At 74.7% G+C, this 14326-nt stretch carries 13 protein-coding genes; 7 read left to right on the plus strand and 6 right to left on the minus strand.

The genetic code is table 11. From position 1 onward, the window contains the following. Positions 1–73 precede the first annotated feature (73 nt). Entirely contained in the window at positions 74–1084 is a 1011-nt protein-coding gene (locus tag QOL16_RS03460; protein ID WP_071284835.1) for an alpha/beta hydrolase, read from the minus strand. Positions 1085–1228: 144 nt separating this feature from the next. Here QOL16_RS03460 and QOL16_RS03465 point away from each other — a divergent pair, with 144 nt between their 5' ends. Together QOL16_RS03465 and QOL16_RS03470 are read left to right on the plus strand one after the other, a co-directional pair. Then, positions 1229–2083 (plus strand): PPK2 family polyphosphate kinase, encoded by an 855-nt coding sequence (locus QOL16_RS03465; protein WP_065963067.1) that lies wholly within the window; start codon positions 1229–1231, stop codon positions 2081–2083. 266 nt (positions 2084–2349) lie between these two features. Beyond that, positions 2350–4350 carry a DEAD/DEAH box helicase gene (locus QOL16_RS03470; RefSeq protein WP_305411350.1) on the plus strand — a complete coding sequence of 667 codons (2001 nt, stop codon included), beginning with the start codon at positions 2350–2352 and terminating at the stop codon, positions 4348–4350. Between the two features lie 97 nt (positions 4351–4447). Here the strand turns inward: QOL16_RS03470 and QOL16_RS03475 are convergent, their stop codons facing one another. Further along, on the minus strand, positions 4448–4957 hold the full coding sequence (locus QOL16_RS03475) for a DUF664 domain-containing protein (protein ID WP_071284836.1): 510 nt from the start codon (positions 4955–4957) through the stop codon (positions 4448–4450). Between the two features lie 37 nt (positions 4958–4994). Further along, positions 4995–5456, minus strand: a complete 462-nt coding sequence (locus tag QOL16_RS03480) for a MarR family winged helix-turn-helix transcriptional regulator (protein WP_065963060.1) — start codon at positions 5454–5456, stop codon at positions 4995–4997. A gap of 217 nt (positions 5457–5673) precedes the next feature. Between QOL16_RS03480 and QOL16_RS03485 the strand changes: the two genes are divergently transcribed. The 4 genes from QOL16_RS03485 to QOL16_RS03500 are packed head-to-tail and all read left to right on the plus strand — an operon-like array spanning position 5674 to position 11701. After that, positions 5674–6273 (plus strand): hypothetical protein, encoded by a 600-nt coding sequence (locus QOL16_RS03485; protein ID WP_065963058.1) that lies wholly within the window; start codon positions 5674–5676, stop codon positions 6271–6273. An 18-nt stretch (positions 6274–6291) separates the two neighbouring features. Beyond that, entirely contained in the window at positions 6292–7437 is a 1146-nt protein-coding gene (locus QOL16_RS03490) for a S24/S26 family peptidase (RefSeq protein WP_071284837.1), read from the plus strand. A 35-nt stretch (positions 7438–7472) separates the two neighbouring features. Next, the gene (locus QOL16_RS03495) at positions 7473–8636 is read left to right on the plus strand and encodes an exonuclease SbcCD subunit D (RefSeq protein ID WP_071284838.1); all 1164 of its coding nucleotides are present in this window, start codon (positions 7473–7475) and stop codon (positions 8634–8636) included. Further along, positions 8636–11701 (plus strand): AAA family ATPase, encoded by a 3066-nt coding sequence (locus QOL16_RS03500; protein WP_071284839.1) that lies wholly within the window; start codon positions 8636–8638, stop codon positions 11699–11701. Before QOL16_RS03495 ends, QOL16_RS03500 begins: the two co-directional genes overlap by 1 nt. Positions 11702–11770: 69 nt before the next feature. Here QOL16_RS03500 and QOL16_RS03505 read toward each other — a convergent pair whose 3' ends face one another. Both QOL16_RS03505 and QOL16_RS03510 read right to left on the minus strand, forming a co-directional pair. Then, positions 11771–11947 (minus strand): hypothetical protein, encoded by a 177-nt coding sequence (locus QOL16_RS03505; RefSeq protein ID WP_171898792.1) that lies wholly within the window; start codon positions 11945–11947, stop codon positions 11771–11773. Further along, the gene (locus tag QOL16_RS03510; RefSeq protein ID WP_253181661.1) at positions 11944–12747 is read right to left on the minus strand and encodes a class E sortase; all 804 of its coding nucleotides are present in this window, start codon (positions 12745–12747) and stop codon (positions 11944–11946) included. The genes QOL16_RS03505 and QOL16_RS03510 overlap by 4 nt, the downstream gene beginning before the upstream one ends. Before the next feature lie 87 nt (positions 12748–12834). Between QOL16_RS03510 and QOL16_RS03515 the strand changes: the two genes are divergently transcribed. Further along, complete coding sequence (locus tag QOL16_RS03515; protein ID WP_065963077.1) at positions 12835–13281, plus strand: GNAT family acetyltransferase; 447 nt, start codon at positions 12835–12837, stop codon at positions 13279–13281. An 80-nt stretch (positions 13282–13361) separates the two neighbouring features. Here the strand turns inward: QOL16_RS03515 and QOL16_RS03520 are convergent, their stop codons facing one another. Continuing rightward, complete coding sequence (locus tag QOL16_RS03520) at positions 13362–14321, minus strand: EamA family transporter (RefSeq protein WP_083395054.1); 960 nt, start codon at positions 14319–14321, stop codon at positions 13362–13364. Positions 14322–14326: the final 5 nt, after the last annotated feature.

Genomic DNA, 14326 nt, shown 5'->3' on the forward strand with positions numbered 1-14326 from the left:
GGACCTACGGCCGGCGCAGCCCGGGACCGGCGGCCGGCGCAGGCGCAGCCCGGCCAACACCGCCCGGCCGCCCTCAGTCCAGCTGCCGCCGCAGGAACCCGACGACCCGCTCGCTCATCGCCCGGTCGAGCTGCGCGATCGAGTGCGCCGACCCCTGGACCGCCACGAAGGTCACCGGCACGTCGTGCGACCGGAGCGTCGCCACGAACTCCTGGGACTCCCACAGCGGGATGAACTCGTCGGTCGAGTGCCCGACGAAGAACGGCGGGGTGTCCTCCGTCACGTGGAACCCCGGCGATGCCCGCTCCGCCGCCGGGCAGTCGGTGTACGTCCGGCACCCCAGGTACAGCAGCTGCTTCCGCTGGAACGACGCGGACACCCCGTCGGCGCGGGTCGACCGCTCGGTGAGGTCGGTCGGCCCGCTGAGGTCGACGACCGCCCGGACCCGGTCGCCCGCGGCGTACGCGGCGGACTCGTGGTCCGTGACGGCGGTCATCGCGACGAGGTTGCCCCCGGCGCTGCCGCCGAACAGCCCGACCCGGTCGGGGTCGACGTCGTACGTCGACAGGGTCGTCGGTCGGAACACCCAGTCGAGCGCGCGGCGCACGTCGTCCAGGCCCGCCGGGAACGGGTCGGTCGGGGCGAGCCGGTAGTCGACGTTCACGGTCACGAAGCCCTCGGACGCCAGGTACTGGCACACCGCCCGGTACGCCGCGGTGGCCTTGTCGCCGTGCGACCAGCTGCCGCCGTGGACCATCACCACCGCCGGCCGACCGGATGACCCGCCACGCGGTCCGCCGCGGCCCTCCGGCGTCGGGGAGCCCGACGGGGTGGGGGTCGCGGTCGTGTCCGGCGCACTGTCCGCGGGCAGGCACACGTCGAGCCGTTGCAGGGCGTCGGACCCGTAGGGCACGTCCTCGACGACGTCGATGCCGGGGTAGCGCAACGACAGCGGGTAGATCACCGGGTCCGCGGTGACCGTGGTGTCCCCGTCGGCGGCCGGGTCGGGAGAGCACGACACGAGCGACACCAGCGCCACGACCGCGGCGAGGAGCGCGAGCGGTGTGCGGCGACCGGACCTCATCGCGTCCACGGTAACCCGGCCGACGACGCGGCACGTCCGCCCACGGGACGACCCCACCCCACCGTCCGGCGGAGACGCCACGCACCCGAGCACCCACCCGCCGTCCGGGTGCCAGGATGGGGGCCGACCCGTCAGGAGGACCCCGTGAGCCGTCGCAAGGCCTGGAACGCCGACCCCGAGCCCCTGCTGCGCGTCGAGGAGGGGTTCCGCCTCGACCGCGTCGACCCCGACGGCACCCCCGGCTTCGCGGGGCGCAAGATCGACGGGCTCGAGGCGCTCGCCGCCGGGGCCGGTCGGCTGGCCGCCCTGCAGGAACGCCTGCACGCCGCGAGCACCGCCGGAGACGAACGCCGCGTGCTCCTCGTCCTGCAGGCGATGGACACCGCGGGCAAGGGCGGCATCGTCTCGCACGTCGTCGGTGCGGTGGACCCGAACGGCGTCCACTACGCGGGCTTCGGCGCACCCACCGCCGAGGAGCGCGCGCACGACTTCCTCTGGCGCATCGAGCGCGAGCTGCCGTCCGCCGGGCAGCTCGGCGTCTTCGACCGCTCGCACTACGAGGACGTCCTCATCCAGCGCGTCCGGGCGATGGCGCCCCCGGAGGAGATCGAACGCCGCTACGGCGCGATCGTCGACTTCGAGGACCGTCTGGCCGAGCAGGGCACGACGATCGTCAAGGTGATGCTGCACATCTCGGCGGACGAGCAGCGCGAACGGCTCGGTGACCGGCTCGACCGTCCGGACAAGCACTGGAAGTTCAACCCGGCCGACATCGACGAGCGGCTGCGGTGGGACGAGTACCAGCAGGCGTACCAGGTCGTGTTCGACCGCACGTCGACCGCGCGCGCCCCCTGGTACGTGGTCCCGGCGAACCGCAAGTGGTACGCACGACTGGCGGTGCAGCAGCTGTTGCTCCGCGCCCTCGAGGACATGCAGCTCACGTGGCCGGCCGCCGACTTCGACGTGGCCGAGCAGCGTCGCCGGCTCGCTGCGTCCTGAGTCGGCGGGACGGCCGGGAGGCGCGCCCCGCCTCCGTCCCGCCGGTCCGGTGACCACGGGGCTGGCCTTCGGGCGCCGGGTCGCGTAGACTCCCTCGGTCGGCCTTCGACACCGCGGCTGCGCGCCGCGGACGTTTTTGGGTGTTGTGTAGTTCGAGGGCTGGAATCACGTCGATCCGACGACGGGATGAACCCCCCTCTCCACGTACCGCCCCCGCCGATGTCGCTGCCGGGCTGCGTGGCACGTCCGCACCCCGGAAAGCAGTCATGGCCCCGTACGACAAGGGCGCGAACTCCCGCGCCTCCGACCGAGTCCGCCACGCGAACGGCACCCCCGCCGCCCGTTCGGCCAAGCACCGCGGCTTCCGTGCCGCCGATCCCGCCGCGCCGCGGCAGAAGCAGCGCTGGGACGCCGAGGAGCGTCGTGGACGCGCCGCCCAGGGCGACCGCCCCGCGCGTCCGAACTGGGAGCCGCGCGACCCCGCCCGCACGAAGTGGGAGCCCCGCGGCGCGGGACGCCCGACGCGTGGGTCCGACCGTGACGACCGTGCGCCGCGTCGTGACGACGAGCGCGGTGGCCGACGGTTCGACCGCGACGACCGTGCGCCGCGCCGGTTCGACCGTGACGACCGTGCCCCGCGTCGTGACGACCGGGACGCCCCGCGTCGGTTCGACCGTGACGACCGTGCCCCGCGTCGTGACGACCGTGCGCCGCGCCGCTTCGACCGTGACGACCGTGCGCCGCGTCGTGACGATCGGGACGACCGTGCACCCCGCCGGTTCGACCGTGACGACCGCGCTCCGCGCCGGTTCGACCGCGACGATCGCGCTCCGCGTCGTGACGACCGGGACGACCGTGCACCCCGCCGGTTCGACCGTGACGACCGTGCGCTGCGTCGTGACGACCGGGACGACCGTGCACCCCGCCGGTTCGACCGTGACGACCGTGCCCCGCGTCGCTCCGACCGCGACGACCGTGCCCCGCGCTCGACCGGCCGCGACGACGCCGGCCGCGGGTACGTGCCGGCCGACGACGTCAAGCTCGAGAAGCTCCAGGCGGCGTCCACCGTCGCCGCGGACGTCGAGGGCGTGACCTTCGGCGACCTCGGCATCGGCGGCAACATCGTGCGCACCCTCGCCGAGATGGGCGCCGCGAGCCCGTTCCCGATCCAGGCCGCCACGATCCCCGACGTGATCGCCGGCAAGGACGTCCTCGGCCGCGGTCGCACCGGTTCGGGCAAGACCATCGCGTTCGGCGCCCCGCTCGTCGAGAAGCTCATGGAGCACGGCGGCGGGACGAAGCGCAAGATGGGCCGCGCCCCGCGTGCGCTCATCCTCGCCCCGACCCGCGAGCTCGCGCTGCAGATCGACCGCACCGTGCAGCCGATCGCCCGCTCCGTCGGCCTGTTCACGACGCAGATCTACGGCGGCGTCCCGTACGGCCGCCAGGAGGGCGCCCTCGAGCGCGGCGTCGACATCATCGTCGGCACCCCCGGTCGCGTGCAGGACCTCATGAACAAGGGGAAGCTCGACCTCAGCGAGGTCGTCGTCTCCGTGCTCGACGAGGCCGACCACATGTGCGACCTCGGGTTCCTCGAGCCCGTGCGCGAGATCCTCTCCGCGACCGCCGAGGTCACCCCGCAGGGCAACCGCGCCCAGAAGCTCCTGTTCAGCGCCACGCTGGACGCGCAGGTCGCGTCGCTCGTGTCGGAGTTCCTGCACGAGCCGAGCGTCCACGAGGTCGCCGGCGAGGACCAGGCGTCCTCGACGATCGACCACCGCGTGCTCGTGGTCGAGCAGCGCCAGAAGGACCAGGTGCTCGAGGAGCTCGTGGCCGGCCAGGGCAAGACCATCGTCTTCGCCCGCACCCGTGCCTACGCCGAGCGCCTCGCCGACCAGTTCGAGGACGCCGGGATCCGCGCGACCTCGCTGCACGGCGACCTCAACCAGTCCCGCCGGACCCGCAACCTGCAGCTGCTCACGAGCGGCCGGGTGAACGTGCTCGTCGCGACCGACGTCGCCGCCCGCGGCATCCACGTCGACGACGTCTCGCTCGTCGTGCAGGCGGACGCCCCGGACGACTACAAGGCGTACCTGCACCGCTCCGGCCGCACCGGCCGTGCCGGCAAGGAGGGCACGGTCGTCACGATCGTCCCCCGTGGTCGCCGCCGCAAGATCGAGGGCATCCTCGACAACGCCGAGATCGAGGCGGAGCTCGTCGAGGCGGGCCCCGGCGACGGCATCGTGGCGGAGCTCGCCGCGCGCTAGTCGCGACCGGACGACGGAACGGGAGGCGCGGTGCCGGCTGGCACCGCGCCTCCCGTTCCGTCGTGCCGCACCCCGCGCGGACCGCGACGTGCGCGGGTCAGCGCGAGAAGAAGAGCAGGCCGCGCACGTAGCCCGCCTGACCGGCGTGCTGCGTGCAGTCGTCGAGGATGCTCACCAGACGCGCCCCACGCGTGACGGGCGGGTCCCACGCCTCGTCGACGACCTCGTCGAGGTCCTCGGGCGCGAGCGTGCCGAGGTAGGCGACGGTGCGCTCGTGCACCGCGTGCAGGTACCCGCTGAGCAGCTCGGCGGACGCACGCACCCGACCGACGTCGTCGCGGGACATGCCGTAGCCGAGCGCCTGGGCGGGGAAGGGCAGCCCGAAGCGCTCCACCCAGCCGTCCGCGGTCCAGACCTGCTCGCTGCCGGCGAGGGCCGCGACCTGCGCGTCCTGGCCGCGTGCGGTGTGCCAGGCGAGCCATGCGAGCGTGTTGGCACCGGCGGCGGGTCGGGTCGCGAGCTGGTCCGCGGACAGGCCGTCGAGGGACCGGTCGACGGTCTCGGGGATGCGGGAGAACGCTTCGGTGAGGAGTTCGGACGGGGTCATGCGCCCGACCGTACGCGGCCGGGCCGGGGCCCGACCGTCAGGGACGGTGGCGACGGAGCGCGGCACCGACGCCCGTGAACGCCGCCGCGAGCGCGGCGAGCTCCGACGCCGGGACGCCGTCGCGGAAGGCCTCGCGGTACACGGCGACGACCTCGTCGGCGAGCTGCGCCCCGGTCGGGGTCAGCTGCACGAGGATGCTCCGCCGGTCGCCGGGGTTCGGGCGGCGTTCGAGGTGGCCCCGACGCTCGAGCCGGTCGATCAGCGAGGTCATCGCGCCGGTCGTCAGCTCGAGGTGGTCGGCCGCCTGCTTGGGCGTGAGGCCGGCCCCCTCGGTGCCCGCGACGACCAGGACGAACCGGAGGTCCGTGGCGTGCAGCCCGCGGGCCGCGCTCTCCTGCGTGAGGACGCGGGCGTGCTGGGTCTGCAGCGTCCGGAAGGCTCGGAGGGCGGACGACAGGCCGTCGGTCGGGGTGGGCACGACGGGGGCGGCGATCGTCACGGGTCTCGTCTCGGGTGGTGCCGTCCCGGATGGACGAACTGTCTCATTCAACAAGAATGTGAACGATCAAGCAACCCCCATCTCCGGTACCAGGAAAAACCTTGTGGAGTCCTCAGGTTCGTCGTACGGTGGTGCGCAACCACCAGGTTCTGCAGCGCGACCAACCACCGCGGGTCCGGGACCGCAACCGATCAGATCACCTTCTCGGAGGACCACCATGTCCCGTGTCTCGCCTCGTGCTGCCCGCATCGCAGCCTGGATCGCCGTCCCCGCCGCCATCGTCGCGTCCGGCGTCGTCGTCTCGACCGCCTCGTACTCGGCGTTCTCGGCCACCACCACGAACCCGACCAGCAACTGGACCGCGGGCAGCGTCGCCCTGACGGACGACGACAACGACACCGCGCTCTTCACCGCGACCAACCTGAAGCCCTCGTCCACCGGCTCCAAGTGCATCGCCGTCACCTCCACCGGGTCCCTGCCCGCCGTCGTGAAGCTCTACGGCACCGGCGCGCAGACGACGAGCGAACTCGCGACCCACACGAACCTGCTCGTCGAGGCGGGCTCCGGCGGCAGCACGTCCTCGTGCACGGGGTTCACCGCCGACGCCGGCCAGCCCGTGTTCACCGGGCTGCTCTCCCAGTTCGGGTCGACCGCGACGAACTACGGCAACGGGCTCGGTTCCTGGGCGACGACCGGCGGTGCCACGTCCCAGACCCGTGTGTACAAGTTCACCTACACGGTCGCCTCGGACACCCCGACCACCGCGCAGGGGAAGACCGCGTCGATCGGCTTCACCTGGGAGGCCCAGAACAGCTGATCCGCGACGGGCACCGTGATGGACAGCACCGGCGTGGGCGGGCAGCACCGCCACGCCCGTCCGGACGCCGTGCTCGAGGCCCTCGACTGGACGCGCGTCGTCGTCGGGACGGCCGCGCGCGCGATCGTCGCGACGGTCGTCGGGCTCGCGCTGTGGGCCGCCGCACCGGCGGTCCTGGGGTGGCAGCCCACGACGGTCGTCACCGGCTCGATGGCCCCGAGGCTCACGCCGGGCGACGTCGTGGTCTCGCGCCCCGTGCCCGAGCCGGACGTCGTCCCGGGGCGTGTCCTGCTCGCCGACGACCCCGACCAGCCCGGTCACCTCCGCCTGCACCGCTACGTCGAGGCGCGTGAGGACGGGACCCTCGTCACGAAGGGCGACGCGAACCCGGCGGCCGACTCCACCCCGCTCGACCGGTCGGCCGTGCACGGGGTCGGCTACCTCCGGGTGCCGTGGGTCGGCGTCCCGGTCGCGTGGGCGCACGAGGGGCGGTGGGGAGCCGTGGCCGGTGCCGCGGCCGTCCTCGCCGGTCTGCTCGCGCTGTGCGCGGTGGACGGCGGGTTGCGTCGGGCCGGCCGGGAGGCGCGTGGTGCGTCCGCCCCGTCGGTCCGGTCCGGCGCGGCCCGGTCCGGCGCGGGGCGCGTGCACGGGCGGCGGGCGGCGCGCGGGCGGCACGGCCGTCGGTCCGCGGCGGCAGGGATGTCGCTGGCGGTGGTACTGGCGGCCGGACTCGTCGCGGTGCCGCACGGAGGGGCCGAGGCAGCACCCTGGTCCCGGTCCACCGCGACCCGCTCGAACCTGAGCGCCCTCGCCTACGCGCGTCCGACGCTGACCGCGTGCTCCTCGCCCCTCCTCGGCACGCTCCAGCTCAGGTGGACGTACGACGGGTCATCGGCGCCGGAGCCCGACCGCTTCGAGGTCGTCGACCAGAATGGTCGGGTAGTGGCGGAGGTCCAACGGCCCACCACCGGCGTGACGCGATCAGCACCGGTCCCGACTGACCTCCTGACGCTCCGCAAGTCGTCGACCCTGACGGTCCGGGCGAGCACCGACACGACCACTGCTTGGACGAGCGGGAGCACCAACGCCTGGACGATCTCGACGACGTTGGGCATCCCGTCCTGTGGGTCGGCCACGACGGTTCCACAGGGCGCGACCGGGTGACGGTCGATGTCGTCCGCCCCCGCTAGCGTGACGGCATGCGCATCCTGCACACCGGCGACTGGCACCTCGGCCGCACGCTGCTCGGTGCGGACCTGCTCGAGCACCAGGCCGCCTTCACCGACTTCCTCGTCGAGACGGTCCGTGCGCGGGCGGTCGACCTCGTCGTCATCGCCGGTGACGTCTACGACCGCGCGATCCCGCCGGTCGACGCCGTCCGGATCCTGTCGCGCGCGCTCGAGCGGCTCGCCGAGACCGCCACGGTGGTCCTGACGCCGGGCAACCACGACTCCGCGGCGCGGCTCGGCTTCGGTGCCGGGGTGATGCACGACCGCGTCCGGATCCTCGCCGAGCCGGCGGGCATCGCGACGCCCGTGCTCCTGTCCGACGACGCCGGACCGGTCGCGGTGTACGGCATCCCCTACCTCCACCCCGACCTCACCCGCCACGCCCTCGCCGCGGTCGCCGACGAGCCCCTCGCCCGCTCGCACCAGGCCGTCCTCGGTGCGGCGACCGAACGCGTCCGGGCCGACCTCGCGTCCCGGCCGGGCACCAGGAGCGTCGTCGTCGCACACGCCTTCGTGGGCGGCGCCGCGCCGAGCGACAGCGAGCAGGACATCCGGGTCGGCGGGGTCGACGTGGTGTCCGCCTCGGTCTTCGACGGCGTCGACTACGTCGCACTCGGCCACCTGCACGGCCCCCAGCGCGTCGGGCCGGACGACCGGATCCGGTACGCGGGCTCCCCGCTCGCGTTCTCGTTCGGCGAGCGGCACCAGCGCAAGAGCGTGACCGTGGTCGACCTCGCCGCCGACGGCTCGGTGACGGTCGAGCTCCTCCCGACCCCGGTGCCGCGCCGGCTCGTCGACGTCCGCGCCACGATCTCCGACGTCGAATCCGGCGCGCACGCGTCCGACGCCGACGCCTGGGTCCGCGTCGCGGTGACCGACACCGTCCACCCCGAACGGATGTACGCCCGCGTGAAGGACCACTTCCCGCACGCCCTGGCGATCACCCACGAGCCCGCGGAACGGCCCGAGCGTGCGGTCGCCACGGCGGTCTCGGCGACGTCCGACCCCGTCGAGGTCGCCGCCGACTTCGTCGCCTTCGCCACCGGCGCGGCACCGAGCGAGGACGACCGCGCCGTCCTGACCGAGGCGTACGAGGCCGCACTGCTCGCGATGCACGCCGACGGGGCCCGCTGATGTACCTGCACCGACTCGACCTGCGAGCCGTCGGGCCCTACCCCGACCTGGTCTCGATCGACTTCGCCGCGCTCGCGGCGTCCGGGGTGTTCCTGCTCGAGGGCCCGACCGGCTCGGGCAAGTCCACCATCATCGACGCCGTCGTGTTCGCCCTGTACGGCGGGCTGGCGGGCGAGTCCTCCACGCCCGACCGGCTGCACAGCCAGCACGCCGACCCCGGGGTCGAGCCCTTCGTCGACCTGGTGTTCGAGACGGGTGCCGGCGTGTACCGGGTCCGACGCACCCCGCAGTACGACCGCCCCAAGCAGCGCGGCACGGGCACCGTGCGGCAGCAGGCGTCCGCGCAGCTGTTCCGGCTCGCGCACCCCGCCGACACCGTGGGCGAGCCGGTCTCGTCCCGCATCCCCGAGGTCGGGCTCGAGGTCGCGCGGATCGTCGGACTCGACAAGGTCCAGTTCCTGCAGACCGTGGTCCTGCCGCAGGGGGAGTTCGCGCGCTTCCTGCGGTCCCCGGGCGAGGAACGCCGCAAGCTCCTGCAGTCGCTGTTCGGCACGCAGGTCTACGACCGCACCGCCGAGGAACTCGCCGCCCGACGCCGGGCCGTGCAGGCCGAGGTCGAGGGCGCCGACGCCCGCGTGCGCGACGCCCTCAGCCGCTTCGCCCAGGCGGCCGGGGTCGACGACCCCGACGAGCAGCAGGTCGACGCGACGGTCGCCGCCCTGCGGTCCACCGCCGACGAGGCCGCGGCCGCGCGGGACGCCGCCGTCGCCGCGGCACAGGCTGCGGCGCTCCGGGAGCAGACGGTCCGCGCCCGGGTCGCCGCCCGCGAGCGCCGGGCCGCACTGCTCGACCGGCAGCGCGCGCTCGACGACGGCGCCGCCCGGATCGCCACCGTGCGCGAACGGCTCGGACTCGCCGCCAGGGCGACCCCGGTCGTGCTCGCCGCCGATGCGCTCGGTTCCGCTCGGGAGCGTGCGACCCGGGCGGCCGAGGCTGCTGCGGCGCTCCGTGCCCGGATCGGCCTCCGGCCCGACGCCGACGCCACCGGACGACGCGCTGCGCTGACCGCGTTCCTGGGCAACGTCCGGCACCTCGTGGCGGTCGAGGACTCCCTGGGAGCCCGACGTCGAGCACGGTCCGACGCGAGCCGACGGGTGGCGGAGCTGCTCGACCGCGCGGCGGCGCTCGACGAGGAGATCGCCGGTCGTCCGACCCAGCGTGCCGAGCTCGTCGAACGGCTCCGCGCCGCCACCGAGCGCGCGGCGGACGCCGAGGCTGCGCGGCTCGAGGTCGAGCGGGTCGCGCACCTGCGTGCCGAACTGGCCGCACGGGACCTGGCGCGCGGGTCGGTTGAGACGGCCGAGCGTGCCGTCGCGACCGCGCGGGCCACGGCCGAGCGTGCACTCGCGGCCGAGCACGACGTGCGGTCGCGGCGGATCGCGGGCCTCGCGGGCGAGCTCGGTGCGGCCCTCGAAGCCGGGGCGCCGTGCCCGGTGTGCGGCGCGGTCGAGCACCCGGACCCCGCGGCACCGCAGGACGACCACCCCGCGGTCGAGGCGGTCGAGGCGGCGTCCCGGGCGACCCGGATCGCCGAGACGGCACTCTCCGACGCCGCGGCCGACCTCGCCGTCGCCCGGGCGCTCCTCGAGCGGCTCGACGAGACGGTCGGTGCCCTCGACGCCGCGACGCTCGCGGAGCGCGCCGCCGCGGCCGACGCCCGGGTGGCCGCCGCCGAGCAGGCAGCGGTCCAGGTGCGTGACCTCGACCGGCAGCGGGACGCACACGACGAGGGCACCACGACCCTCGAACGCGAGCGGGACGCCGTCCGGTCCCGGCACGCGGTGCTGGTCGCCACCGGCGCGGACGAGGACCGACGGCTCGCGGACGACACCGCCGCCGTCGACGCCGCGCTCGGACGGGCGCGCGACCACCTGCGGGCGGAACCGCGGACTGGCGGGGCGCAGACACCCGACCAGCACCCGACCGGAGCGCCCACGGGTCGTCCGGCGTCGAGCGCGCACCCGTCCACCGACGGTCCAGCGACCCTCCACGAGGCGGTCGCAGCGCTCGACCACCTCGTCGCGGAGCTCGACGCGGTCCTCGTCGCCGAGGCCGGGGTCACGACGGCCGAGCGCATCGCCGAGGACCGGCAGCGCGACGTCCGGGCAGCGCTCGACCAGCACGGCCTCGCCGACGTCGCCGACGCCCGGGCAGCTCGCCTGACCGCCGCCGACGAGGAGCGCCTGCGCGCCGAGGTGACGACCGCCGAGCGCGAGCGGGCCGTGGTCGAGGCCGGCCTCGCCGCACCGGACGTCGTCGAGGCGGCCGCGCTCGGCGACGAGCCGCTCGACGTCGACGCCGCACACGAGGCCCGGGTGCAGGCCGCCGACCGTGCCGACACGGCGACCCGGACCGCCCAGTCCGCGGCCGACCGAGCCGGAGCGGCCGCGGCGTGTGCCGCCGACCTCGACCGTGCCGTCCGGTCGCGCGACGCCACCTCGGCCCGCAGCCGCGCGGTCGTGCGGCTCGCCGACGTGGCCTCGGGTGTCGCCTCGGTGAACCCGAGCGGGATCACCCTCGGGACCTACGTGCTCATGCGGCGCTTCGAGGACGTCGTCGCCGCCGCGAACGACCGGCTGCGGGGGATGCTCGCGGGCCGCTTCACGCTCGAGACGTCCGACGAGCGCGAGGCCGGGTCACGCGCCCGACGCACCGGCCTCGCACTGGCGGTGCACGACCACACCACCGACACGCTCCGCGCCCCGGGCAGCCTGTCCGGCGGCGAGACGTTCACGGTGTCCCTGTGCCTCGCGCTCGGGCTGGCCGACGTCGTGCAGGCCGAGGCGGGCGGGGTCGCCCTCGGCACGCTGTTCGTCGACGAGGGGTTCGGCACGCTCGACCCCGAGACGCTCGACGACGTCATCGGGCAGCTCTCGCGCCTGACGGCCGGCGGTCGGCAGGTCGGCATCGTGAGCCACGTCGAGGAGCTCAAGCAGCGGATCCCCGAGCGGATCGCGGTCCGTCGCGCGCCGGGTGGCGGGTCCCGCGTCACGACGACGGTCTGACCCCCACCGCCCGGGACCGACCGTGCCGGCGGGTCAGGGCGTCGGCGTGACGTCCACCGTGCCGGCGGGTCAGGGCGTCGGCGAGACGTCCACGGTCCCGTCGGGCGGCGGCAGGATGTCGGCCGCGATCCACGGGAACACGAAGGTGAAGAGCACCCACACGACCGCGGCGAGCAGCACGAGCAGCTCGAGGACCTTGAGGACGACGGGACCCGGCAGCACGCGCCAGACGAACGGGAAGATCACTGCGGGGTCTCCGAGAGTTCCTTCGGGGTGCCCTCCGAGGCGGGCATCCAGTAGTCGAGCTTGGCGTGCGTGACGTACCGCTCCTTCGCGGACCACATCGGGTGGCAGGCGGTCAGCGTGAGCCAGCGGTCCTCGGCGGAGGGCGCCACACCGGGCTGGTTCGGCACCGGTGCGATCGTCTCGATCTTGTCGGGCGTGACGATCTGCGAGTCGGTGACCTTGTAGACGTACCAGACGTCGAAGCCCTTCGCCTTGTCGGTCACGCGCACGACGACGGAGTCGCCGTCCTTGAGGTCGGCGATCTGGTTGAGGGGCTTGCCGTACGTGACGCGGTGCCCGGCGACGGCGAAGTTGCCCTCGGCGCCCGGCATCGCGGTGTCCTGGTAGTGGCCGAGGCCGATCGTGTTGAGGACCTTCTCGCGGTCGGTGCCCTCGCCGATCGGGCGAACGTAGTCGGCGCCGAAGCGGGGGATCTGCATCGTGCCGAAGACCGAGGTGACGTCCGGCGGCTCGGGCAGCACGGGCGCGGCGTCCCGGTGCTCGGTCCCGGCGGCGGTCGGTACCGGCGTCTGCTCCAGGTCCTGCACGAGGGCGGTCTGCTCGTTCACCGCGACGACGTCCGTCCACCACGCCGTCCACAGCACGTACAGTCCCGTGCCGGCACCGGCGATGATGAGCAGCTCGGCGACGAGCGACACGAGCGCACCACCGACGGTCTGACGGGGACGCCGTCGACCGGTCCGGGTGTCGTCCTCGCCCCGCGCGGATCGCCGCGACGGCATGGTGTCGTGTGCGGTCACGGTGCTCCTGATCCGACGGATGCGGTGGTCGACCAGGTATAGCAGACGTGAGCGTCCGTCCGGTGTGGGCCGCGCTAGCCTGTGGACGTGCCGTACCGCTTCCGGACCTTCCACGAGGACGACACCGACGCGGTCGTCGCACTGTGGGACGCCTGCGGACTCCTCCGTCCGTGGAACGACCCGCACCGGGACATCGCCCGCAAGACCGCCGAGCAGCCCGAGCTCTTCCTGGTCGCCGAACAGACCGATCCGGACGACGACGGGACCCCGGCCCTGCTCGGCGCGGGCATGGCCGGCTACGACGGGCACCGCGGCTGGGTGAACTACCTCGCGGTCCGGCCCGACCAGCAGGGCACCGGCCTGGGCCGTGCCTTCATGGCCGAGTTCGAGCGGCTGCTGCTCGAGCGCGGCTGCCCGAAGGTCAACGTGCAGGTGCGCGCCGGCAACGAGCAGGTGCTCGGCTTCTACGCCTCGCTCGGGTACGCCGAGGACCACGCGGTGTCCCTGGGCAAGCGCCTCGTCGCCGACGACTGACCGACGTCACGCGAGCGAGCCCGACGCGGCAGCCCCGCCGACGTCACGCGAGCGAGCCCGGCCCAGCAGCCCCACCGACGTCACACGAGCGCCAATCCGACGGCCGCCGCGAACGCCAGCCCGACCCCGCTCCACTGCACCGCGGTGAGCCGCTCGCGCAGCACCACCCCCGCGAGCGCGACCGTCCCGATCGGGTACAGCGCGTTGAGCACGCTCACGACCGGCAGGGTCGACGGGTCCTCCCCGGCGCGCAGCGCCGCCTGGATGCAGACGTTCGCCAACGCGTCCAGCACGCCGCACGCGACGACCGTCGCGACGACCCGACGCGACCACCCGCCCACGCGCCCCGCCCCGCCGACCGGCACCGCGCCTCCCGACCGCAGCGACGCACCGGGCCGCGCCGACCCGCCCGCCGGCACCGCGCCTCCAGGCCGCCCCGCGCCACCCGTGCGCACCGCGACCACCACCGCCACCGCACCGAGCAGCACCGTCTGCACCCCGCGCGCGACGAGCAGCGGCGCGACCCCGGACCCGTCCGGCGTCGCGTCGTAGGCGAGCACGATCCCGCCGAAGCCGCACCCCGCGACCGCTGCCGTGACCAGTCCGACGGCCGTGACCCGCGCGCCCGAGGTGTCGCGCACCGCCGCGACGAGCACCACCGCGACGACCGCCACCACGAGCGCGGCCCACCCCGTCGGCGACAGCACCGTGCCCCGCACCAGGGCGACCACCACGGGCACGACGGCCGCGAACACGGCCGTGAGGGGCGACAACACGCTCATCGGCCCGACGGCGAGCGCGCGGTACAGGAGCAGGACGCCGATCCCGCCGGAGCACCCGGCGACGAGCCCCCAGCCGACGGCAGCCCCCGAGAGGTCGGCACCGACGAGCGGGACCCCGACCAGGAGCGGCACCAGCCCGACCGCGGCGGTGGCCGCCGCGACCGTGACGGCACGCAGGTGCCTCGCCGCGACACCGCCCAGGAAGTCGGCGGCGCCGTAGACGACGGCCCCGGTCAGGGCGAGCAGCACGATGGTCACGGGTC

Source organism: Curtobacterium sp. MCBA15_004 (genome assembly GCF_001865055.2).
Taxonomy (GTDB): domain Bacteria; phylum Actinomycetota; class Actinomycetes; order Actinomycetales; family Microbacteriaceae; genus Curtobacterium.

Excerpts from the sequence above, each read along its gene's own strand:
- QOL16_RS03460 (WP_071284835.1), bottom strand. The coding sequence starts at position 1,084 with ATGAGGTCCGGTCGCCGCACACCGCTCGCGCTCCTCGCCGCGGTCGTG.
- QOL16_RS03470 (WP_305411350.1), top strand. The coding sequence starts at position 2,350 with ATGGCCCCGTACGACAAGGGCGCGAACTCCCGCGCCTCCGACCGAGTC.
- QOL16_RS03475 (WP_071284836.1), bottom strand. The coding sequence starts at position 4,957 with ATGACCCCGTCCGAACTCCTCACCGAAGCGTTCTCCCGCATCCCCGAG.
- QOL16_RS03485 (WP_065963058.1), top strand. The coding sequence starts at position 5,674 with ATGTCCCGTGTCTCGCCTCGTGCTGCCCGCATCGCAGCCTGGATCGCC.
- QOL16_RS03490 (WP_071284837.1), top strand. The coding sequence starts at position 6,292 with ATGGACAGCACCGGCGTGGGCGGGCAGCACCGCCACGCCCGTCCGGAC.
- QOL16_RS03495 (WP_071284838.1), top strand. The coding sequence starts at position 7,473 with ATGCGCATCCTGCACACCGGCGACTGGCACCTCGGCCGCACGCTGCTC.
- QOL16_RS03500 (WP_071284839.1), top strand. The coding sequence starts at position 8,636 with ATGTACCTGCACCGACTCGACCTGCGAGCCGTCGGGCCCTACCCCGAC.